The sequence below is a fragment of the Celeribacter baekdonensis B30 genome, assembly GCF_000299875.1.
GTDB lineage: Bacteria > Pseudomonadota > Alphaproteobacteria > Rhodobacterales > Rhodobacteraceae > Celeribacter > Celeribacter baekdonensis_A.
Map to the genome: position 1 here is coordinate 392,748 of NZ_AMRK01000002.1, position 17,498 is coordinate 410,245.

Annotated in this window: 18 protein-coding genes, 1 tRNA gene and 2 pseudogenes; 14 read left to right on the plus strand and 7 right to left on the minus strand. The window is 59.0% G+C overall.

The window, feature by feature from the left end; all coding sequences use genetic code 11:
- Positions 1-124: 124 nt before the first annotated feature.
- Together B30_RS05450 and B30_RS05455 are read right to left on the minus strand one after the other, a co-directional pair.
- On the minus strand, positions 125-1,519 hold the full coding sequence (locus tag B30_RS05450) for a TolC family outer membrane protein (RefSeq protein ID WP_009571022.1): 1,395 nt from the start codon (positions 1,517-1,519) through the stop codon (positions 125-127).
- A gap of 64 nt (positions 1,520-1,583) precedes the next feature.
- Positions 1,584-2,237: a protein-L-isoaspartate O-methyltransferase family protein gene (locus B30_RS05455; protein ID WP_009571023.1), complete on the minus strand. Its 654-nt coding sequence runs from the start codon at positions 2,235-2,237 to the stop codon at positions 1,584-1,586.
- A 175-nt stretch (positions 2,238-2,412) separates the two neighbouring features.
- Between B30_RS05455 and B30_RS05460 the strand changes: the two genes are divergently transcribed.
- Positions 2,413-2,486, plus strand: a tRNA-Cys gene (locus B30_RS05460).
- Positions 2,487-2,652: 166 nt separating this feature from the next.
- Here the strand turns inward: B30_RS05460 and B30_RS05465 are convergent.
- The 3 genes from B30_RS05465 to B30_RS05475 all read right to left on the minus strand — a co-directional run bounded on the left by B30_RS05465 (position 2,653) and on the right by B30_RS05475 (position 6,181).
- On the minus strand, positions 2,653-4,572 hold the full coding sequence (locus tag B30_RS05465) for a hypothetical protein (RefSeq protein WP_009571024.1): 1,920 nt from the start codon (positions 4,570-4,572) through the stop codon (positions 2,653-2,655).
- An 11-nt stretch (positions 4,573-4,583) separates the two neighbouring features.
- Positions 4,584-5,165 carry a hypothetical protein gene (locus B30_RS05470; protein WP_009571025.1) on the minus strand — a complete coding sequence of 194 codons (582 nt, stop codon included), beginning with the start codon at positions 5,163-5,165 and terminating at the stop codon, positions 4,584-4,586.
- Positions 5,166-5,266: 101 nt separating this feature from the next.
- Complete coding sequence (locus B30_RS05475) at positions 5,267-6,181, minus strand: LysR family transcriptional regulator (RefSeq protein ID WP_009571026.1); 915 nt, start codon at positions 6,179-6,181, stop codon at positions 5,267-5,269.
- A gap of 126 nt (positions 6,182-6,307) precedes the next feature.
- On the opposite strand from B30_RS05475, the gene B30_RS05480 reads away from it, so the two are divergent.
- The 7 genes from B30_RS05480 to B30_RS05510 all read left to right on the plus strand — a co-directional run bounded on the left by B30_RS05480 (position 6,308) and on the right by B30_RS05510 (position 11,992).
- Positions 6,308-7,081, plus strand: a complete 774-nt coding sequence (locus B30_RS05480) for an SDR family oxidoreductase (protein ID WP_009571027.1) — start codon at positions 6,308-6,310, stop codon at positions 7,079-7,081.
- A 76-nt stretch (positions 7,082-7,157) separates the two neighbouring features.
- Positions 7,158-7,919, plus strand: a complete 762-nt coding sequence (locus tag B30_RS05485) for a type 1 glutamine amidotransferase domain-containing protein (RefSeq protein ID WP_009571028.1) — start codon at positions 7,158-7,160, stop codon at positions 7,917-7,919.
- A gap of 35 nt (positions 7,920-7,954) precedes the next feature.
- Positions 7,955-9,331, plus strand: a complete 1,377-nt coding sequence (locus tag B30_RS05490) for an aldehyde dehydrogenase family protein (protein WP_040401964.1) — start codon at positions 7,955-7,957, stop codon at positions 9,329-9,331.
- 16 nt (positions 9,332-9,347) lie between these two features.
- A complete protein-coding gene (locus B30_RS05495; RefSeq protein ID WP_009571030.1) occupies positions 9,348-9,602 on the plus strand; it encodes a hypothetical protein in 255 nt (84 codons plus the stop codon).
- Positions 9,599-10,138 carry a DUF924 family protein gene (locus B30_RS05500; RefSeq protein ID WP_009571031.1) on the plus strand — a complete coding sequence of 180 codons (540 nt, stop codon included), beginning with the start codon at positions 9,599-9,601 and terminating at the stop codon, positions 10,136-10,138. Before B30_RS05495 ends, B30_RS05500 begins: the two co-directional genes overlap by 4 nt.
- 26 nt (positions 10,139-10,164) lie before the next feature.
- A complete protein-coding gene (locus B30_RS05505; protein ID WP_009571032.1) occupies positions 10,165-11,337 on the plus strand; it encodes a low temperature requirement protein A in 1,173 nt (390 codons plus the stop codon).
- Position 11,338: 1 nt separating this feature from the next.
- Complete coding sequence (locus B30_RS05510; RefSeq protein ID WP_009571033.1) at positions 11,339-11,992, plus strand: potassium channel family protein; 654 nt, start codon at positions 11,339-11,341, stop codon at positions 11,990-11,992.
- A gap of 54 nt (positions 11,993-12,046) precedes the next feature.
- Here B30_RS05510 and B30_RS22470 read toward each other — a convergent pair.
- Together B30_RS22470 and B30_RS21670 are read right to left on the minus strand one after the other, a co-directional pair.
- Positions 12,047-12,373 (minus strand): annotated as a pseudogene (locus B30_RS22470) (IS481 family transposase); the annotation flags it as partial.
- A gap of 110 nt (positions 12,374-12,483) precedes the next feature.
- Positions 12,484-12,675, minus strand: a pseudogene (locus tag B30_RS21670) (transposase); the annotation flags it as partial.
- Between the two features lie 74 nt (positions 12,676-12,749).
- On the opposite strand from B30_RS21670, the gene B30_RS22630 reads away from it, so the two are divergent.
- The 6 genes from B30_RS22630 to B30_RS05540 all read left to right on the plus strand — a co-directional run bounded on the left by B30_RS22630 (position 12,750) and on the right by B30_RS05540 (position 17,454).
- On the plus strand, positions 12,750-12,878 hold the full coding sequence (locus B30_RS22630; RefSeq protein WP_269771038.1) for a hypothetical protein: 129 nt from the start codon (positions 12,750-12,752) through the stop codon (positions 12,876-12,878).
- 60 nt (positions 12,879-12,938) lie between these two features.
- The gene (locus tag B30_RS05520; protein WP_009571037.1) at positions 12,939-13,595 is read left to right on the plus strand and encodes a MotA/TolQ/ExbB proton channel family protein; all 657 of its coding nucleotides are present in this window, start codon (positions 12,939-12,941) and stop codon (positions 13,593-13,595) included.
- Positions 13,592-13,981 carry an ExbD/TolR family protein gene (locus B30_RS05525; RefSeq protein ID WP_009571038.1) on the plus strand — a complete coding sequence of 130 codons (390 nt, stop codon included), beginning with the start codon at positions 13,592-13,594 and terminating at the stop codon, positions 13,979-13,981. Before B30_RS05520 ends, B30_RS05525 begins: the two co-directional genes overlap by 4 nt.
- 3 nt (positions 13,982-13,984) lie before the next feature.
- Positions 13,985-14,428: an ExbD/TolR family protein gene (locus B30_RS21280; protein WP_009571039.1), complete on the plus strand. Its 444-nt coding sequence runs from the start codon at positions 13,985-13,987 to the stop codon at positions 14,426-14,428.
- Positions 14,425-15,264: a TonB family protein gene (locus B30_RS05535; RefSeq protein WP_009571040.1), complete on the plus strand. Its 840-nt coding sequence runs from the start codon at positions 14,425-14,427 to the stop codon at positions 15,262-15,264. Before B30_RS21280 ends, B30_RS05535 begins: the two co-directional genes overlap by 4 nt.
- A 135-nt stretch (positions 15,265-15,399) precedes the next feature.
- Positions 15,400-17,454 carry a TonB-dependent receptor domain-containing protein gene (locus B30_RS05540; RefSeq protein WP_009571041.1) on the plus strand — a complete coding sequence of 685 codons (2,055 nt, stop codon included), beginning with the start codon at positions 15,400-15,402 and terminating at the stop codon, positions 17,452-17,454.
- The last annotated feature ends 44 nt before the right edge of the window (positions 17,455-17,498 follow it).

The window sequence follows — 17,498 nt, forward strand, 5'->3', positions numbered from 1 at the left end:
AGTTTATGGTAGCCAGCTTCGGCGTTACACACAAGGGATCGCAGAAAGCAGAAAACCCCCGCCGAACGGTGATCTGGGCAAGATGCCGCAAAACCGTCAGACGGGGGCTGTCAAAAAACTGCGTTTATTTGCGCATCAAACCTTCGAGGACACGATCCAATTTGTCGCCTTGCGGGCTGACATAACGGGTCGGTGCGTTTTTCACCGCATTGTAATAGGCGGCGGGATCATAGACCGGGACGTTGAGTTTCAACTGATCCACAGTGAGCATGCCAAGCGATTGCAGCACCGCATAGGATTGCGATTCGCGGGCAATGCGCGCCTGAATGGCCGACACCTGCGCGTCGAGCAAATCTTGCTCCGCACTCAGCACATCCAAAGTGGTCGAAGCGCCCAAATCGGCCTCTTCTTTCACACCATCATAGGCCACGCGCTGAGCACGAACATAGGCGTTGGAGGCTTCTTCAGAGGCGGCATAAACCGACAACATCGCCCAGTTGGTGCGCACGCCTTGCTCAACTTCGCGCGCGGTTTGTAACAGCTCGGCACGAGAGGCATCGCGGTTGGCGATGCTTTCACGGATCGCCGAAGACACGGCCCCGCCGGAATAGATCGGGCCAGAGACACCAAGGCTCAAACTCGTGACGCCGTTATTGATGGTCAAGTCATCTTTGTAGGATTGCGAGACCTGCCCCTCGACCGTGGGAAACAAATTGCGTTCCGCGATGTCCACCGCAATATCCTGCGCCGCCGCTTGGTGTTGCAACGCAATGATCCCTGGGTGGGTTTGCTTGGCAACCGTCACAGCCGCCTCAAGCGTTTTCGCCGGAAGCGGGATGCTGGGCGGATTTGACAGGTTGCTCGGATAATGGCCGATCGCGACCTTATAGGTCTCGCGCGCGGCGGACAGGCTGCCCTGAGAGGCGGCAAGGCTTGCACGGGCAGAGGCCAGTTGCGCCTCATATTGCGACACTTGTGTACGGGTGATTTCACCCACCTCAAACCGATCTTGCGAGGCTTTGAGGTTTTGCTGGTTCAACCGCACCGCACTTTGGCGCAGGTTCACCAAGGCCTGAGCTTCGCGCACACCCTGATAGGCGGAAACCGCATTGGCCAAAACCTGTTGTTCCACATTCACGAGGCCCGCACGCGTCGCCAAAACCACCTCTTTTTGCAGATCGACAGACAGTTTGTTACGACCAAACGTGTAGATATCCATCGACGCAATAAAGCTGAGCGTCTCGGACCAATCTTCTAGGACATTGCCATCGGAGCCAAACGACTTTGAACCCGAATATTTGTAGGCGATGGTCGGACGCAGATTGGACAGCGCACCGGCCACCCCTTCGTCCGCGGCACGCAGGGTGGCGCGATTTTGCTCCAGAAGACCGGAGTTTTTATAGGCAGACGCCAAAGCATCGCCAAGCGTCTCAGCGGCCGCCGCAAAAGGCACCGCCATCAAACTCAGCACAGCCGCGCCAGAAAAAAGTACCTTTTTAAATCCTGTGGTCTTGCTCATTGGCCTCAGCCCCTTTGTTATCTTACGAACGCCGGGGCCGACCCGGCCTATCGAACGTTCTGCGTCAAAGCGCGAACTCTGCGTGTTTTTCAAATCCGGACAGTACAGGTGCCGTGGCGTTGAACACCATGCGCCATGTGACCTCACCCTCTAATTTGTATCCGATACGGACGATACCAAGAGCTCCGTCGAGAAAAATCGCGCAGATACGCCCTTTTTCCTTCAACTGGGCCAAAATGCCACCCGGCAATTCTTCAACACCGCCTTGCAAGATTATCACATCATAGGGTCCGTGCTGCGGCGCACCCGCGCTGATCGGGCCGGTTTCGACGATCACATTGTCCGATCCATTGTCGGACAGCGCACTGGCCGCCTCTTTGGCCATGTCCTCGTCTTCTTCCACGGCCACGACCGCCTGTGCCATCCGCGCCATCACGGCCGAGGAATAGCCCAAGCCGCAGCCCAGATCGAGCACCAGCTCATCGTTTTGAATGTTGAGCGCATCGAGCATCTTGGCCAAAACCCGCGGATCCAACACAACGCGCCCGCCCCCGAGATCCACATGCTCGCCAACATAGGCACCATCACGTTTGGACGCAGGCACGAAATTTTCGCGCGGCGTGGTGAGCATCGCTTCGATGATCGGGAATTTGGTCACATCAGACGGACGCACCTGTGTGTCGACCATCGTTGTACGGAGCTGGGCAAAGTCTGGCATAAGCTGAACTCTTTCGTTCATTGTCTTTGACCGTGTTTTGCCACAAGCCGCCCGCCTGAGCAACACGTCAATGCACATACAAACGGACCCAACCGCACGCACCCCTGTGCAAAATCCTATCAAATGGCGTCTTGCACAGAAATTATCCTTGCTGTAGATAGCGCCTCACCATTTCGGCGAGTTGGCGGAGTGGTTACGCAGCGGATTGCAAATCCGTGTACACCAGTTCGATTCTGGTACTCGCCTCCAATACTTTTAATGACATAGCTGGTTCCTCTTATTAGGGGTATCATTGCGGGTGTAGCAGCGTTTTAGCTTTCGGACAGAGTGACTACACCTTTCGGACGAAAATTTTCGGCGAACCCGTTTTTGGGTGAGGGGCCTTAATCAGGTGACTCGAGCTGATCGGATGAAATCACGGCACATACTTCTCGGCACGAACCGTTACGGTGCCAGCAGCTGGATGTATGGCTTCGACTGTCTCATTTTTGAGCATCAGACGGGTAGTGTTTGCACCAGACACGAACCCGGTTAGCGTTAGTCCGCTCTGCATCTGGTCAAAACCGACCGACAAAACGTCGCCTGGAGACGCGCCATTTACTGTGATGGTCGTCGTGACGTATCCGCCAGCAGCGATGCTGCCCGGATTCCAAGTTGCGCTTGCACGTACAGATGGGGCGAGCGTGTCTGTGCACGTTGCCTGAATGAGCACCTTTTTCGGCTCAGAACCACCTTCTGTCACAAGCGCATCACTCAATCGCAACCCATGGCAGTTCAGAAGGTCTACAGGTTGCAGTGTCGATGCATGGTTGTCCCCAACATATCCGGGACCGATAGAGCCAGACACGTTGTTCAGCCGCATGCCGACATGAGATGCGCTGTCGTCCTGATTATAATCACGCAAATTCACTGACCCGATTGCGACACCTGTGCAATTCAGACCGACCAAACCTGTTTCACCAGCACTAATTGAGGTGATGTTCCCTCTAATCCCGCTTACGTTCCCCAGATAAACTCCCTGGCCACCCGCGTCTTGCGAGAATATCTGCAGGTCAACGTCCGTTGGTCCGGTCACATCTCCCGCCACTTGGATGCCTCGGTTCGGACCACCGTAAGAACTTACGGAACCAACAATGCTCTCAGTGTTGTTGCCAATATCGATCGACGGCTGAATTGGATCGGCACTGTGCGCGCAGTTGTAGGAGATGACTTCAACATGAGGCCGAATGTTACCATGCGTTTCAGGTGCATTGTTGGGACCGCCGCCCAAATCTTTTACAACCTTGAAACCAGACGACGCACAATTGAATGCGCGACCACGCAATGCACTGTCAATTGACCCGACCAAAACACCTCCGCGTTCAAAGCTGGAAACTACGGTAAAATCCAGATGTCCGCACCGCTCATTTGCGGCCCCGCGCGCGGTGTATCCGACGACCGACACGCCATCATCGCCAGTATTAATCGTGCGAGAACCGATGGTGTAGACATCGACGCATGGCCCATATGTCAGGTCGTTATAGATACCAAACCCGTCGGCGAGAGTATTTCTAGCCACCCCATGATAAGCACGAGAATTCTGGCAGCCTGAGAACATCAAACCACCTCCGAATGTGCTGAGGATATGCGGTTCGTACACCTGCGCATCTTCGCACCCGATCAACTTAATCCCCGGACGTGCGCGCCTTGTGGTCGGCGCAGTAGTAGACCGGACGAAAGGCCTGATAAGTCGCAAAGATGTCGCGCCGGTGATCTCCAGATAGGGGTGGTCGGTTGAGCCGTCGCTGTCATAAATAATAGCATACCCCTCAGCGAATTCGATCGTCGTGCCGACTTGAATAGCACCAGAAAGCAATTGGCCGAGGCTATTGACGCCCGGCAGATGAATATCCGTATCGATGAAAAGGTGCTTTTCGCGGGTTTCCAACAAACCGATAAATTCAGGCCAAAGCGTCGTTGCATCTTCGCCAAAGTTGAACAATCGCGCTGCTATGCGCCCGCTTTCATCTTTCACGGCGGAGACCCCAAGGCCGTTTAAATGCAGGTACGGCACAGACAGATCCTCGCTGTATTTAAATCGACCGTCTTTGGTTTTGTGTACTTTATTCTGGCCGCCCGAATTCTGGCCGCCCGACGTGGCGGTAGCCTGCATTTCGTCAAGCGTCTCATATTCGAACTTCGCCCCATCGACGGATTTCGACAGCGGATCAGTTCGCGCCATCTGTTTGGCGAAATCACCAACCGTCTGAGGCGCCGTGCCATCCTCAGTGTTTACAATCACACTCTGGGCTAAATAAGTCGGGTCGAGGTCACTTGTCTTAACACCATTTGCCATGTGTCGTGCTCCTATATGATGGTGATTTCAAATGGCCCCGTCAGGGGGCCAGACAGGCCATCCGCGTTTTTCGGTTCTATCCAGATGTAGTGGGTGCCTTGGGTCAGACAACCCGAGGTTTCGAGGTAGGCGACAACGTCATCGAGCATGTCGTTGCCGCTAACGGCCTGAATGCGGTCGCTGTAGGTGCCGTCTGCGATGATAGCTGTGCCAGGGCGATCCGAGCCGCCCGTCAGGCGCGGGGTCAGGCTTCCGGCAGTGATGCCAGAGACCGTGTAGCCGAGGCGGTAGTATTTGCCCGCCGTGGTTTCAAAGGGCTGGCTGATCGCATCCGCTGCGCCCGTCGTATGGGTCGCCACGCCGCCTCCAACGGCCCATCCTGCGTCCAGCGTCCAAGTGGCGGGGTTCTCCATGGAGCCGCCCGCAATGAGGTTCTCGCGGGTGGTGTCGCCTAGCGTGGTCGAATAGCTGGACTGTGGCACAACGATGATCGTCACGGTCACAGTAAAGGGGCCATAAACGCCCGTCGCACTGATCCCTCGCGCCCGGATTTCGACCTCGCGTCCGGATTTCGACGGTGTCGCCACTACCATAGGGTATCGAAAATCGAATGCGGCTGTTCGTTCTTTCCCCTCTTAAGTTTGAACCAGAGGTTAAAATGAAGGGAAATTCTGATTGTCCAACGACCCAAATCCTATTGTGATGGCTTGACCACCCCCTCACGCCGCAACACCTCCTCCAGCCAATCCATGAACGCTCTGAGCCGAGGGGCGAGATGGCGCCTGCGCGCATAGAGGATCGAGATCGGAACTGGAGAGGGTCGAAACTCGGACAGTACCTCAACGAGCCGTCCGGCTGCAATGTCATCGGCGACGTCATAGGCGGGAACCTGAATCAGCCCGTGCCCGTGCAGTCCCCCCGCAACATAACTCTCCGCGTTGTCGACGCAGAGATGGCTTTGCATGGCAACGGTGATCTCACGCCCGTCCTTGAGCCCATCCCAGCCCGACGAGAGGGCAGGCATGCGCAGCGCGTAGTTGACCAGATGATGTTTCGCGAGATCGGCAGGCGTCTGCGGCACCCCGAATTCCGCGAGATACTCCGCCCCGGCGCAGGTCAGCATCGGCACATCACCGATCTTGCGGCAGATCAGTTCGCTGTCCTCCAAAACGGCCAGACGCACCACCGCGTCGATCCCTTCCGAGACCAGATCGATCATTCGGTCGGTGGCGCTGATCTCCAGCGTCACCGCCGGGTATCGGGCGCGAAAGTCCTGCAGGTGCGGAATGACAAGACGCCGTGCGATCCGGCTTGGCATGTCGATCCGCAAGCGCCCCGAAATGTCATCGGGACGGAGGCGAAACTGTCCTTCGGCCTGCCCGAACGCATCGACCAGATCACGGGCGGTGTCGGCAAATTGCAACCCTTCCTGCGTCGGACGCACCACGCGGGTGGTGCGCTGCAAAAGCTGCACGCCGAGGCGGTCCTCCAGCGTCTGCACCGTGCTGGACACGGTCGAGCGCGGCAGGCCGAGCACCTCCGCTGCGCGGGTGAAGTTCCCGCTGTCCACGACCTGAATGAACACCTGCATCTGTTGAATCCGATCCATGCCTATTGTTCGTCATTTCTGGCAGGTAATGTCAAGAATGGCCTGATTATCTGAATGGGGTGACAGACTATCTTCCTCGCAAGGCGTCGATCTGAAAGGCGCGCTCAAATGCGGAAAGGAAATGACATGTCGAGAAACAGCATCGAGGGAAAAGTGGTTCTGATCGCCGGCGGCGCGAAGAACCTGGGCGGGCTGCTCGCACGCGAGTTCGCCCAATCCGGCGCGAAAGCCGTTGCCATCCATTACAACAGCGACGCCACCAAGGCGGCGGCGGAGGAAACCGTCGCGGCGATCAAAGCCGCAGGCGCAGAAGCGGTGGCCTTCCAAGCCGACCTGACCTCGGCAGCGGCGATGGAAAAGCTGTTCACCGACGCGGTCGCGGCGGTGGGGCGTCCCGACATCGCGATCAACACCGTCGGTATGGTGGTGAAGAAGCCGATGGCCGAGGTGACCGAAGAGGTTTTCGACCAGTCCTGCGCGGTCAACGTCAAATCCGCCTTCTTCTTCCTGAAAGAGGCCGGCAAGCACCTCAACGACAACGGCAAGGTCTGCACCATCGTCACCTCGCTATTGGGCGCCTATACGCCTTTCTACGCGGCATACGAGGGTCTGAAGGCACCGGTGGAGCACTTCACGCGTGCGGCGTCGAAGGAGCTCGGCGAGCGCGGCATCTCGGTGACCGCGATCGGCCCGGGGCCGATGGACACCCCGTTCTTCTACCCGGCGGAAGAAAAGGAAGCGGTCGCATATCACAAGACCGCCGCCGCGCTCTCGCCCTTCTCGAAAACCGGCCTGACCGACATCGAGGATATCGCCCCCTGGATCACCTTCATGGTCTCCGACGGGTGGTGGATGACGGGCCAGACGATCCTCGTGAACGGCGGCTACACAACCAAGTAACCACGACGGCGGCGGAGCATCGGCTCCGCCCCCTTTTTCGGTTCAAAGAGACGCGAGCACAGCGAAGGGATTTCAAATGACAGCTTCAGACATCGTCCTCAAAACCAGTCTGGGTGTGCGCCGGAAACCGCGGCGCATTCTCTCCATCGTCTCGAACACCGCCGAACTCAAAGGGTTTCCGGTGGGCTTTTTCGCCGAGGAAATGACGCGAGCCTTCCTGATGTTCACGGAGGCGGGACATCGCGTCGACCTCGTGTCGCCGAAAGGCGGCGAGGTGATGTTCGACACGCACAGTGATCCGCGCACCCCGAACGGCGCCTATGCGGACGATCTGATCAGTCTCGGCTTCGCCCATCATGCGCAGTTTGGCGCGATGCTGAAGGATACGCCGCCGATCAGTTCGGTGTCGGTAGATGAGTACGATGCGGTCTGGGTCGCCGGTGGGGGCGGACCGTTGCTGACCTTCAAGGACGATACCGCGCTGCATGCGTTGATCGCAGATTTTTACGAGACGGGCAAAATCGTCTCGCTCATTTGTCATGGTTCTTCCCTGCTACTCTGGACACGCCTGTCGAACGGGAAGCTGCTGGCCGAGGGCAAGAAATGGACCGGCTTCACGGATGCAGAGGAAGAGGCGGTCAATACGGCCTTCGGCATGATCCTGAACGACTACACGATCGAGGCCACAGCGAAGGACATTCCCGGAACGGAGTTTCTGTGCCGGGATGCCAATGAGCCATTCGCCATCCGCGACGGTCGCCTGATCACCGGGCAGCAGCAGTACAGCAGCGGTCTGACGGCGGAGCTTGTCCTCGAGGCGCTGGAAGACGCCGAATGAGCGACGGCGGCAGGTCCGAACATGGAGATGGCGATATGAGCAATGCGTTTCAGACGATCTTTGACCGCCAGAAAGCGGCGTTCCTCAGCGACCGCACGAAATCGCGCGGCTGGCGATTGGATCAACTCGCCAGAATGGAGCGAATGCTGCTCGACCATCGCGACCGCTGGTGCGCGGCGCTGCATCAGGATTTCGGCAAGCCACCCTTTGAACAGCAGTTCGAGATCACGGTGCCGATGGGCAATATCGCCTACTATCGGGACAATCTGGACCGGCTGATGGCCCTTGAAGAGGTCGAAATTCCCGAAGGCCTTGCCAAACTCGGCCAGCGTGGGGTGATCCGGCGCGAACCTTATGGTGTGACTCTGGTCATCGGACCGTTTAACGCGCCGATCCTGTTGTTGCTCGATCCAGCCATCGCCGCGCTGGCGGCAGGCAATCCTGTGATCCTGAAACCGGCCAACACCACGCCGGCCACGGCGGCGCTTTTTGCAGAACTGGTGCCGCAATACTTCGAACCGGAAGACGTTTCCGTGGTTACCGGCGGACGAGAAGAAATCTCGGCGTTGCTGGAGCTGCCGTTCGACTTCATCTTTTTCACCGGCAGTTCGGCAGTGGGCAAAGTGGTCATGCGTGCTGCGGCCGAACACCTGACGCCAGTGATCCTGGAACTGGGCGGACAGAACCCGACCATCGTGGACGCGACGGCGGACCTCGATCGCGCCGCTCAGGCCATCGCTTGGGGACATAACGCCATCTCGGGTCAGTGGTGCATCGCTCCGGGGTTCGTCTGCGTGCATGACAGCGTCGCCGATACCTTTGTCGAGAAACTGAAAGCTGCGGTCATACGCATGTACGGGACCGATCCGTCACAGAGCCCTGACTTCGCGCGCATGATCAGCGAAAAGGACACTCAGCGTGTTGCGTCCTACATCCTGCCGGACAAGGTCGTTCTGGGCGGCAGTTCCGACGTATCCGCCCGCTACGTCGAGCCGACGCTGCTCTACCCCTCCGACTGGTCAGATCCAGCGATGCAGCAGGAGGTGTTCGGCCCGGTTCTGCCGATCCTGCGCTATGACGACATCAGCACCGTGATCCAAACGCTTAAGACACGGGACAAGCCGCTCGCTGCCTATATCTTCAGCCGGGACGATGCGATGATCGAGCGCTTTCTGCAATCCCTGTCCTTCGGCGGCGGCTGCGTGAACCTGACCAATCTGCATTGCTGGGTCGGGTCGCTGCCCTTCGGCGGAGTTGGTCATTCGGGGATGGGCAAGTATTACGGTAAAGCCGGGTTCGATGCGCTCAGCAATGTTAAGTCACTTCTGATCTCGCCCGCCGAGAGGACCGTCGATGTCTATCCGCCCTATGCGGACAAGGACATCAACGCGATGCTCGCGCCATTTGCCTGACGCCCGGAGGTCTCACATGCATACTGTTCTCGTGATCCTTGGCGGCCTTGTCCTGATGGCAGTCATCTATGGCGTTGCGCTCTGGCGCGGCGCTTCCCTGCGCGGTGCTTTTCCCCTGTTTGCCGTCCTCTGGGCGGCAACCGCCGCGATCAATCTTTGGGTCGGCGTGGCCCATGCGGGATACGGCTTGGCCGAAGAATTGCCGATCTTCGCCGTGGTCTTCGGCGTCCCTTGTTTTGTCGCCTGGCTTCTGGCGCGGCGGTCGGCATGACGGATCCCCGGATCGGCGAGGTGATCGCCTGGTGGCAAGACGCGGTCGAGGAATGGTTCTCCCAATCGCCCGCCTTCGACGCCGCCGTTCGCAGAGGCTTCGCACCCCTGCATGAGGCCGCTATGGTAGGCGAACTTGCGGCATGGCGAGACACGCCGGAGGGCTGTCTCGCCATGTTGATCCTTCATGATCAGTATCCACGCAATGCGTTCCGTGGCACCAGGGAGATGTATCGCACAGACCCCCAGGCCCTGTCGGTGGCGCGTCATGCCTGGCGGCAGGGTTTTATCGACCGAGTGCCGCAGGACCTGCGCCTGTTCATGCTGCTGCCCTTCGCGCATTCCGAGACGTTGGAAGATCAGAACCAATCGGTCGCGCTGCATCGCCGCGACCTGCCCTCGGGGCTTCATCGGGCCAGACGCCATCGTGACATCATCGCCCGCTTCGGTCGGTTTCCCCACAGGCAACCGATTTTCGAGCGCGCACTGACCCCGAAAGAAATCCGGTATTTGAACACAGGCGGATTTCAGGGATAGTCAAGAAAATCTAACAGGAAGCTTTCATGTCCAACCTATTCCACCGTCTTGTTCCGACGAACGCCCTACGGGCGCTCCGCCCCGAAGACACGCCCCGCGTCACGACGATGGAGCTGTTCTTCGATCTCGTCTATGTCTTCACCATCATCCAGCTTTCCCATTACCTCCTCGAACATGCCAGTTGGCTTGGGGCGCTGGAATATGTGACGCTGTTTGCCGCTGTCTGGTGGGCGTGGAATTATACCGCATGGGCGGCCAACTGGGTCAACCCCGACCACCCGAGCGGGCGCGGGCTGATGATCGTGCTGATGGGCTGCGCGCTTCTGATGGCCGTGGCGGCACCACAAGCGTTCGGCGACCGCGCTGGGTTGTTCGCTTTTGCCTATGTGGCCATGGCCCTGATCCGGGCGGGCTACATGGCCTTTGTGTTTCGCGGTCAGGTCATGGGGCGCAACTATACCCAACTCGGTGCATGGAGTGCGATTTCCGGTCTCTTCTGGATATTGGGGGCCTTCATCGCACCCGCGCGTCTGGAGCTTTGGATTCTCGCCGTTTTGATCGACTATGCCGCGCCCTACGTCGGTTTTTGGCTGCCCGGCAAAGGCGCGACGCCGATGTCGAGTTGGACATTGAAGGGCTTGCATCTCTTCGAGCGCAACCAATTGATCTTTATCATCGCGCTTGGGGAATCCATCCTGCTGCTGGGCGGCTATCTGGTCAGTCACGAGATCCACTTGGACACGGGTGCCGCTGCGCTGATCGGCTTCCTGTTGATCGTGACATTGTGGTGGATTTACTTCGTTGATCTGTCGGAGCCGGGCGAGCATCGGTTCGAACATGCGACGGACCATACCAGCCTTGCCCGCGCCGGTCTGGCCTACGCACATGGGGTCGCGGTCTGTGGTGCCATCGTGACCGCTGTCGCCATTGAGATGATCGTGGCTCATCCACATGACGCGATCCATGCCGAGACCGCGATCATCGCCTTTGCCGGGCCGTCGCTGTTTCTGCTTGGGTGCACGATCTTTCACCGCGTCACGGCGGAACGGCTGCGTGGGCTGTACCTTCTGGCCGTGGCGGCGCTGGCGGGCTGGGGCTGGCTGGCCCTGAGCCTGCACCTAAACGGGTTGTGGCTCGGTATGGGCGTTCTGTTGATCGTGTTGGCCATGGCGGCTCTGGGCCACCGGAAGGCGGGTTGAGATGCTGTCCCTGTCCACGGCCCGCAACCAGGTTGCCGCCAATGCCGCTTTTCTGGCAGCAATCCTGATCCACAATCTGACCTATCCGCTGTCGGCGGCGGGTGGGCTATGGCCTGCCCTGTTCTACGGCTTCTACGCGGCAATCTTTGTGGTGGCGACATGGGCGCTCACGGATAACCAGACCTTGCGTGCCCTCGTTGGAGGCGCAGGGTTTGCCGTATTTATCGCGGGCCTCTTGAACTCCTATGCCCCTTCGAAGGAGGCAGCGCTGGCAGTTTACCTGACCTCCATCGCCTATCATCTCGGCATGATCGTTGTTCTGGCACGCTACACCTTCGGGGCCAAGACCGTGATGACCGATGTGCTGATCTCGGCAACCTCGCTCTATCTTGTCATCGGATCGGGTTTCGCCGCCGTACTGGCCTTCATCGAATGGTGCGTGCCGGGGTCGTTCGTGGCAAGCTCCGGCGCGGCAATCGACTGGCAGCAGATGGTGTACTTCAGCTACGTCACGCTGACCACGCTGGGCTATGGTGACATCACGCCGGTTGGCTTTTACGCCCAATCTTTCGTCAGCTTTGAGGCGATCGGCGGGACGCTCTATACCGTGATCCTTCTCTCGCGACTGGTCGGGCTGCACGCCAGTCGGGGGTAGGTGGAACATTTCCACTGCCCTGCGCAATGAGCTTGCTGTAGCAAGCCATGTCGTTTTGTCGGCCTTTTCGACGCGTTCGGTAACTACGAACTTGCTGGTACGGCCGATTACGACAAAGAGATATGGTTTGCCTTTAGCCGTCCGTATCTCAGCAATACCCATGTGAAAGAAACTGATGGGATCGCGCTTGAAGCGTTGCCGCTTGGGCTTATCTCCTTGTATCGCAGGCAGGCACGAGATTCCATGACGCTGAAGGCACCGATACAGTGCTGACCGGCTCAGGTGTGGGATAATGGGCTGAAGGGTATAGAGGCAATCATCAAGTGGTCACGACATGTGCCGCCGGAAAGCAACGACCGTCGCCTCTTTGTCTTCGCTGAGAACGGAGGGGCGCGGTTCCTTCGGCCCCGTCTTGCGAACTTCCACCGTCTCGCGCTTTCGCCACTTCGCGACCGCCTTCGGGTTGGCGCCGAACTCCCTGCTCAACTCTACAGTTGAAGCGCATTGTTTGCCGCGTGGTCACCTCCTCGGTTTAATCGGTGCCGTGTCGTTTTCCTTGATGATGCTGAAACTGGACTGACGCCGCACAAAGCAGCGAAGCTGGCTTCGGATTTGAGCCGTTCAGGATTGTCGCCTGCGCTCAGCAACAATTGAGCCGCGCTGTTAAACCCGACCCCGTTGCGGGTGAGATGGCGGGGGATGCGACGCTTGGACTCGTCGGGACCTTCGCGCTCAACGACGATGTGGCGTTTTGGCCGTGATCGACAATCTGTCCGATAAACCCTATGCGACATGCCTAAGTCGCTCAAACACCTTTGACACATCGGTCGAAAAGGTCAATGAACCGGGTCGCAACGTCTATGTTGCCGTGCAGATGCAATTCTGACCCTTGCGTTTCGGGCGTGCCGCCTGTGTGGCGCGCCCTCTTTGTTGAAAGGACATCACCATGGATGCTGAAAAACTGGGATTTCTGATCGCGGGCGGTCCCGCCATTTGGGCGATCTCTGCGTTGTCCGTGATGACCGTCGCTTTGATCCTGTGGAAATGTTGGGATTTTATCCGATCTGGCCTCTGGGCCGGCGGGCATGTCACCGAACAGGCCGTGCAGCTTTGGCAAGCGGGTGACAGAGACCAGGCCCGTGCCGCCCTGGCCCATCGCCACAGCGTGCGCGCCCGTCTGGCCTATCGCGCGATGCAGGTCCAAGCCGCCGAGCATTTGCCCGACGCTTTGGCACGCGAAGAGGTCGAACGCACCGCGCGCGGGCTGTTGAAACGGGCGGCTACGGGGCTGCGCGGTCTGGAACTTGCCGCCACCATCGGCCCGCTTTTGGGACTTTTGGGCACTGTGATGGGTATGATCGCCGCGTTTCAGGCGCTGCAAACCGCGGGGGCGCGCGCCGATCCGGCGCAGCTTGCGGGCGGGATTTGGGAGGCACTGCTCACCACGGCCGCCGGTATGGCCGTGGCGATCCCGGCGCAGATCGCGCTGACATGGTTCGACACCGCGATTGACGGTGTGCGCCATGATTTGGAAGACATCGCAACGCGCATCTTCGTGCCGCTCCCCAAAGGGGCAATCGCCCCTGATGAGACCCGGCCATGAACACCTTTGCCTTTGCCCACCCACGCCGCACGCGTCGTCCTGATCTGACACCGATGATTGATGTCGTGTTCTTGCTTTTGGTGTTTTTCATGTTGGTGTCGCGCTTTGGCACCCAAGGCGTCTTGCCCCTGACCCCCACAGGGGGTGCGGCAACCGCGTCTTGGGAGGGTCCGCCGCGTGTGGTCGATCTCTATGCCAATGGCGACATCCGGCTCAACGGCAAGGCGGTCTTTGCCGAACATTTGTCCGGTTCGCTCCAGCCCCTGATGCCCAGCCCGGACTCGGCGGTGATCATCCGCACCCATGACGCCGATTTGCAGCGGCTTGTGGACACCGTTGATCACCTCTCAGAGGCCGGGATCACCCGCCTGATCGTGATGGAGTAAGCCGTGAACCTGTCTGCCCCGCCAAGAAAACGCGTCACGACTGGGCTTTTGCCCATGATCAATGTCGTCTTTCTGTTGCTGATTTTCTTCCTGATTGCGGGCGAAATGCAGCGGCCGGAGCCGTTTGACATCACCCCGCCCGAGATTGCCGAAGCGCAGGAGGCCGAAGGGGTGTTTTCGCTGTTCCTCGATCCCGAAGGCCAATTGGCCTATCGTGATCTGATCACCTCTTTCGAGACCCGCCAAGCCATTCTGAGCGCGATTGACACCGAACGGCGCGCCGGATGTGACGGTGACCTGTGCGACACCGTGTTGCTGATCCATGCTGACAAAAACACCCCGGCGCATTTCGTGGCGCAACTGCTGCCACACCTCGGCGCGCTTGGGTTTGAACAGATCAATCTGGTCACGTCGGGTCTTGCGCCCTCCAAAGGTGAGCGGCCATGACACGCGCGGCTGAGGCTTTGCTTTGTGTTGCCCTGTCGCTTGGGGCGCATGTTGCCCTGATGGGGATAGCGCCGCGCCTGGGCGGGGTCGAAGCACAGGGCGACGCGGGCACACAGCTTGTGAGCATGGCCGCCTCAACCGCAGCACTTGAGACCCTTGTAGAGCAATGGGATGGTTTTGCGCCACCGGAGAGCCTGACCGAGATCGCACCGCCCGCGAGTCCGACAGAGGCTTTGGATGTGCCACAGAGCGCCAATGCCTCCCCGATGCCTCTTGAGGCGCCACCGATGGCGATAACAAACCTCAGCCGACCTGAGCCGCAAAGCCTCGATGTCGTGCCTCCCGAGGCCCCAAAGCCGCCCGATCCGCCTGCGTCCCTTCCCCCGGATGTGCCAAAATCCTCACCTGCGAAACCAGTGCCATCGCAGCCGGTGAAACGCCCAAGTGCGACCCAATCCGAGGCGCAAAAAGCCGCAGGTTCTGGCGGGCAAACCGCGCGGGGCACCAGAGGCGCATCGCAGGAGGCCACCTTGGACGCTGGTCAGATCAAACACGATCTCAGCGCCTGGGGCGGCGGCATCCGCGCCGCGATTGAGCGCAAAAAACGCTATCCCTCCGCCGCGCGAGGGGCCAAAGGCAAGGTGGTTTTGCAGATTTCCGTGGCCCGCTCCGGTGCGTTGAGAAGCGTGGCCGTTGCGCGATCCTCGGGCAATGCCGTGCTGGATCAGGCCGCACTCTCTGCCGTTCAAAGCATTGGCCAATTCAAACCCGCGCCGAACTCACTCACGCAGAATTCCTATTCTTTCAGCCTGCAAATCAACTTCGCACCGCGCTGAAGCCCGACGTCCAACAAGGGTTTCAACGCCGCCAATCTTAATCTTGACAAAAATAGTCGCTTTAAATACTTAAACGCAACAGACGCAAGCTCCCCTCTGGCAGCCAGCATTTCCAGGCACCTTGAGGGGATACGTATGACCACGCACACAAGCCTGCGGGCTCTTGTGACGGCTTTGGCTGTCACGCCCGCATTCGCCCTGCCGAGCTTTGCACAAGACGGCACAGGCACACCCACCGATTCAACCATCGATTCAACCTATGGCGCATTCATCGGAACGGTCACGCTGGGCGAAAGCCTGCGCGGCATTCAAACCGACACCGCCACCTCGGAGACCGAAATCTCGCAAGAGGAATTGGACGCAAGACAGGCCTCGACCTTGGCCGAATTGCTCGGCACCATTCCCGGCGTGACCCTGTCCAACGCCGCCAGCCCGCAAGGCTCATCCATCAACATCCGTGGCCTTGGCGCCGATGCGGGCACCTACGGCTCCAACACCAAAGTGTCCGTCGTGATCGACGGCGTGTCCAAGGGCCAAGAGGAGCTCTACCGCCAAGGCAGCCTTTTGACGATGGAACCGGAACTGTTCAAATCGGTGCGCGTCGTGCGTGGACCGGGCGAGAGTTTTCGGTTTTCCTCAGGGGCCATCGGCGGCACAGTCGAAGCCGCAACCAAGGATGCCGCGGATTTTCTCGACGATGGCGATACATTCGCGCTGCGCCAGAAACTATCCTATGAAAGCAATGGCGGCGGGGCGCTGAGCAGCACCATTCTGGCCTGGGCACCGGATGATAAACTCGATGTGTTGGCCTTTTACGGCTACCGCAAGAACGGCGATTACACCGACGGCACCGGCACAAAGCAGGCCGATACGGGGTTTGAACTGCCCTCCGCGATGGTAAAGCTCAAGTATCATGCGACGGATGAGTTGAGTTTCACCGCCTCGATTTCCAAATCGCAAAACCGCCTCAAAGACGTCAGCTACGATTACATCGGCTCTCTGTTTCCCGTGCGTGTCGATGCCGACATCGAGGACACCACGGCCCTTTTGGCGCTTGGCTACAATCCGTTCTCGACCGACCTCGTGAACCTGACGGCGAAATTGACCTATTCGGACGAGTTGATTTCAAACGTCTCGGATACAACGTCTTCGGACATTTACAACGCGGACAACCGCACCAAAGGCTTGGCGTTTACCGTTGAAAACACAGCACTCTTTGCAACAGGCGCGGTCGATCATTCGGTTCTGACCGGGATCGAGATCGGCAAACGAACCCGCAGCTCGATCAGTGACACCGGCACCAACGCTGGGTCCACCCCCGGTGGCACGGATGAATATGTGGCGTTTTATGCCACGGATGAGATGACCTTTGGTGCGCTGACCTTAACCCCGCAATTGCGTTACGAACATCAGACCCTGACCTCTCGTGACAACGAAGCCCCCTATCGTGGTGTCCCCGGCCCGGCGGATGGCACCAGCTTCAAGAAAGACGCTTTGGTCGGCGCGTTTTCTGCCCGTTATGCCATCACCGATCGTTTCGCGGTCTTTGGCACGCTCGCCTATAACGAAAACCTGCCGATTTTGGACGATCTGCGCTCAGACCTGATCGCCACCTCGGAAAAGGCCTCAACCGTCGAAGTCGGCGTCTCTTATGATGCCTCCGATGTCTTCGGCGCAGGGGATCGGCTGCGGGCGAAACTGACCGGGTTCAAAACCCATGTCTGGGACAACACCACCTACACCATGGCAAGTGGCAGTTATGGCGATGTGATTGATCTCAAAGGGCTGGAGTTTGAGGCCTCCTATGCCGCCGCCTATTACGTCGATTTCAACGCCTCGATGACCCGCGGCGAATGGGACAACGGCGAGGATTTCAACAACGCCCCGGCGGACACCGCACAATTGACCTTGGGCAAACGCGTGTTTGACAACCAACTCAATCTCTCCACTGAAATCCTGCACGGGTGGAGCAACTCCCGCACCACAGGCACGGACGGGGCCACAGCCCCAAGCGACGGCTACACAACCGTGGGTCTAAGTGCCGCCTATATCCCCAACAATGGCTGGGCCGAGGGGGTCGAATTCCGCGCCTCCGTCGATAACCTCTTTGATGAGGACTACCGCCCCTATCTGAGCAGCCGCACGGCACCGGGGCGCAATGTCACGCTGTCCCTGACCAAAACCTTCTGATCCCTCGCGCGTGCACAGTCAGACGACCTGCGCGCGCCCAAACG